This is a genomic window from Fulvivirga lutimaris (genome assembly GCF_009711525.1).
GTDB lineage: Bacteria > Bacteroidota > Bacteroidia > Cytophagales > Cyclobacteriaceae > Fulvivirga > Fulvivirga lutimaris.
In genome coordinates, this window is the sequence record NZ_SMLV01000288.1 from 6606 (window position 1) to 10998 (window position 4393).

General features: G+C 42.9%; 3 protein-coding genes. 1 reads left to right on the plus strand and 2 read right to left on the minus strand.

The features are described 5' to 3' along the window. Window positions 1–97 precede the first annotated feature (97 nt). Window positions 98–1408: a DEAD/DEAH box helicase gene (locus E1140_RS04950; RefSeq protein WP_155179687.1), complete on the minus strand. Its 1311-nt coding sequence runs from the start codon at window positions 1406–1408 to the stop codon at window positions 98–100. A gap of 185 nt (window positions 1409–1593) precedes the next feature. Between E1140_RS04950 and E1140_RS04955 the strand changes: the two genes are divergently transcribed. After that, on the plus strand, window positions 1594–3993 hold the full coding sequence (locus E1140_RS04955; protein WP_155179689.1) for a penicillin acylase family protein: 2400 nt from the start codon (window positions 1594–1596) through the stop codon (window positions 3991–3993). 169 nt (window positions 3994–4162) lie between these two features. Here E1140_RS04955 and E1140_RS21400 read toward each other — a convergent pair. After that, the coding region (locus tag E1140_RS21400; protein WP_484494443.1) for a cupin domain-containing protein at window positions 4163–4393 on the minus strand (231 nt) is incomplete at its 5' end.

Genomic DNA, 4393 nt, shown 5'->3' on the forward strand with positions numbered 1-4393 from the left:
ACAGGCAGGCATCTCATTTTAAACAAAAGACCTTGGAATACCTGCCTGTTGGCAGACAGGAATCCGGGGATAGATGGTTTAAGTTACTTTTTCCAAATTAAACTATAGACACCCTCACCTTTTTCTTCTTCAGTTTTACATTATTCACTTTGGGGAGAAGGCTTTTAATTGTTTCAGTTTTTACGGCCACAAAAGCACAGTCATTTTTAAGTTCTATTACTCCAAGCTCATCTTTAGTAAGATTGCCTTGCTTGAAAAACAATCCTGCAACATCTCCTTTTGAGATCTTGTCTTTTCTGCCTCCGGATATAAATAACGTGCTCCATCCAGATCGTTTTGGAAGTTCAGATTGGGTAAGTTCCTCTATAGGCAAGTCTCCTATAAAATCAGGTAACGCTTCATTTTCATATTGCAGCACATAGGCTGTTCCATCACTGTTCATTCGCGCAGTTCTGCCATTCCGATGGGTAAATTCTTCACTTTTTATCGGCAGGTGATAATGGATGATAAACTTGATTTCAGGCACATCAATACCTCGTGCCGCTAAATCCGTGGCCAGTAATATCTGATGTGTCCCATTTCTAAACTTAATCAAAGCTCGCTCCCTATCGCCCTGCTCCATACCGCCAAAAAAAGTGCCGTGCGATATATTATGATCAAATAAAAAGTCGCTGACCCGCTGAATTGAGTCCTTGAAATTACAGAAAATGATGCCATTTTGATTACCAACGTGGCCAAGCAATTCGATAAGCGTATCCAACTTGTCCTTGCTTGGGGAAATCACTTTTTTAACTTTTAGCTGACTGACCTTTTCTTCCAGATAGTCAATAACAACAGGCGCTTTTAACCTCACAAATCCAGGAATTTCAACACCCTTTGTAGCAGAGGTCAGCACTTTCTTGTTCACCTGAGGCAGTAGCTCAAGAATATCTTGCATCTCCTCTTCGAAACCTATTTCCAACGATTTATCAAACTCATCAAGCACCAATGTTTTGATATTTTGGGTATCAAAAGCCTCTCTTCTCAAATGATCTGCCACCCTGCCAGGCGTACCAATGAGCACTGCCGGCCGATGTTTTAGTTCCATCCTGTCTTTTGATCCTGCTCGTCCACCATATACCGCATTCACTTTAAAGCCAGTGCCCATCTCACGCATCACCTGCTCTATTTGTATCGCCAATTCCCTTGAAGGAACAATAATTACCATTTGAATCTCATCACAAGTCTCATCAAGTTGGTCGATCAATGGTAAAAGAAAAGCCAAAGTTTTACCAGTGCCGGTAGGTGACAGCAACATGACTTCAGCATTGGTGGCAATGGCCTGTTGAGCCTCCTTTTGCATGGGGTTCAATTGTTCTATTCCCAGTTTTGATAATATGGCTTCCTGGCTTTTTATGGATGTTGACATGAGGGCTGATAATTAATAATCTTGCAAGTAACGAAAAATAAATGAGCTCTAGCCGGACCTGTTCCGGCATCTTTCTCCTTACCCCTCATGTAATTCTTCCTCCGCCTCTCAGTCAAATTAATTATATTGTTTCAGTTGGTTAACGGCTTTGATCCCAAAACCACACCTATAAACCATATGAATCCATGAAACAACAGAACCTAAGCCTTCTCTCCATTTTTGCTGCAATCATTCTAATTAGCTGCACTCCAGATAATGATGACCAAACAACCATCGCTGGTTTAAAAGAACCTGTTGAGATCATTAGAGATGAGTGGGGCATCAATCACATTTATGCCAACAATCAGCATGACTTGTTCTTCGCACAGGGTTATGCTGCTGCTAAAGATCGTCTTTTCCAGTTTGAAGTGTGGAGAAGACAAGCCACAGGAACAGTGGCTGAAATTTTAGGCGAACGAGAATTGAAACGTGATATCGGTACGAGGCTCTTCAAATTTCGTGGCGACATGCAGCAGGAAATGAATTATTATCATGAAGATGGGGAAGAAATTATCACTGCCTATACCGCTGGGGTAAATGCCTACATCGATGAAATATTGGCTACCCCTGACCAACTACCCATAGAGTTCCAAATACTTAACATAGTACCTGAAAAATGGACTCCTAATGTGGTAATATCCCGTCACCAGGGGCTACTAGGCAATATCGGCCTTGAGCTGGATGTGGCCAGAGCGGTAGCCAGGCTAGGCGTTGAAAAAGTAAAGGAGTTAAGCTGGTTTCACCCTAAAGACCCTGATCTTAAAATGGACTCCACCATCAATCAGGAGCTTCTTTTTGATGACATTTTAGAACTATACAATGCCTATCGCAAGCCTGTAGCCTTTCAGCAAGATGATGTAATGCCAGCATACAGGGATTCTACAAATGACAAAACCATTGCTGCTGTGCTTGAAAATAATGATGATCGCTTTTCCATAGGCAGTAATAACTGGGTGGTCAGTGGTGCGCTAACGGCTGATGGCAATACTTATATGGCCAACGATCCACATAGAACTATTGCGATTCCTTCCCTTCGCTATATGGCGCATCTGGTAGCGCCAGGGTGGAATGTCATAGGTGGAGGTGAGCCTGAAATTCCGGGCATTTCCATAGGACACAATGAATATGGAGCATGGGGACTCACCGTATTCCGCACGGATGGTGAGGATTTGTATGTGTATGAATTAAATCCTGAAAATAATAATCAGTACATGTATAATGGCAATTGGGAAGACATGGAGGTGATTAAAGAAACCATCAAAGTGAAAGGTCAGGGTGATGTAACTGTTGACTTGCGCTACACTCGTCATGGTCCTGTTACTTATATAGACTCAGCAAACAATAAAGCCTATGCTGTGCGATGTGCATGGCTGGAACCGGGAGGTTCGCCCTATTTAGCTTCATTACGTATGGATCAGGCTAAAAGCTGGGAAGAGTTCCGGGAGGCATGTAATTACAGTCATATCCCTGGAGAAAATATGATTTGGGCTGATAAAGAAGGCAACATCGGCTGGCAGTCGGTCGGCATTGCACCTATCAGAAGAAATTTTAGCGGAATGGTACCTGTTCCCGGAGATGGCCGCTATGAATGGGATGGCTACCTGCCCATTATTGAGAAACCGAATGTATATAATCCTTCGGAGGGCTATTTCGCTTCAGCCAATCAAAATGTAACCCCTCCAGATTATGAGCATTGGGATGCCATCGGGTTTTCGTGGGCAGATCCTTACCGTGGAGACAGGGTCGAACAGGTGCTGAGTGCTGGCAATAAGTTAAATATGGAGGACATGAAGGCCTTGCAAGTAGATTACCATTCTATTCCTGCAAGTCTGCTGGTACCCTTGCTGTCTGAGCTGCCGTTAGAAGGCAAAGCTGCTGAGGCAAGAGACCGACTGAAAGGATGGGACTTTAATTTAGAGGCTAATTCCATCGAAGCGGCTATTTATGTAGCTTTTGAAAACGAGTTGAGCAGTATTGCAGCTTCAAAATTCGTCCCTGAGGCTGGTAAGCCGTACATAAGAAGAATACAATTGAAGAAGATTTTAGATTGGGTTACAGCTCCTGATAGCCAGTTTGGAGCTAATCCTGATGAAGGAAGGGACGAGCTGCTTAAAGCAGCTTTTAATAATGGCATCGCCTATCTTGAAAAGACGCTAGGTGATGACATGACCAAGTGGCAATACGGTCAGGAGAAATTCAAACACACCTACATAGCTCATGCGTTGGGGGGTGTAGTAAGAGAAGATATAAAGACCAAGCTGGACGTAGGTCCATTGCCACGCGGTGGCAACTCCAGTACACCGGGATCCACGGGTGGTAACAACCGACAAAGCTCAGGCGCTTCATTCAGAATAATTGTAAATACCGGAGACTGGGACGCTGCAGTAGGCACTAACGGACCTGGACAGTCTGGAAACCCTGAAAGCCCATTTTACAACAACCTGTTTGAGCCTTGGGCCAAAGATCAATACTTCCCGGTTTATTATTCACAAGAAAAAGTGGAAGCAGCGGCAGTAGATAAAATTGTATTAGAGCCTAAAAATTAGATTATACTCTTGCCGGATTTATTCCGGCATCTCAAATCAGATGCATGCTTAAAAGACTATTACTTGCCCTTTAGTTTTTGAGCAACACTATCATAGTATTCTCTAGTTAGCTTTTCAGTCCAGACTGTAGGCTCACTGCCGTAAATAGCGATATATGAAACCTTCTTGTCTACAGATGATGTATGCCAATGTTCTGTGTCCTTTTCACATTTAATAACATCACCTTTTTTATGATAATTGCCTCCTTACCTCTTTCCTGATAATAACCCTCACCTTCTACTACTATGATAACCTGAGGAGTTGCGTGTTTATGCCAATCCAAAGTTGAATTAGCCCCAAAAGTGGCTTCTGTTATATTATAATCGAATTCATCATCTGCTTCCACTAAAAAGTTTAACCA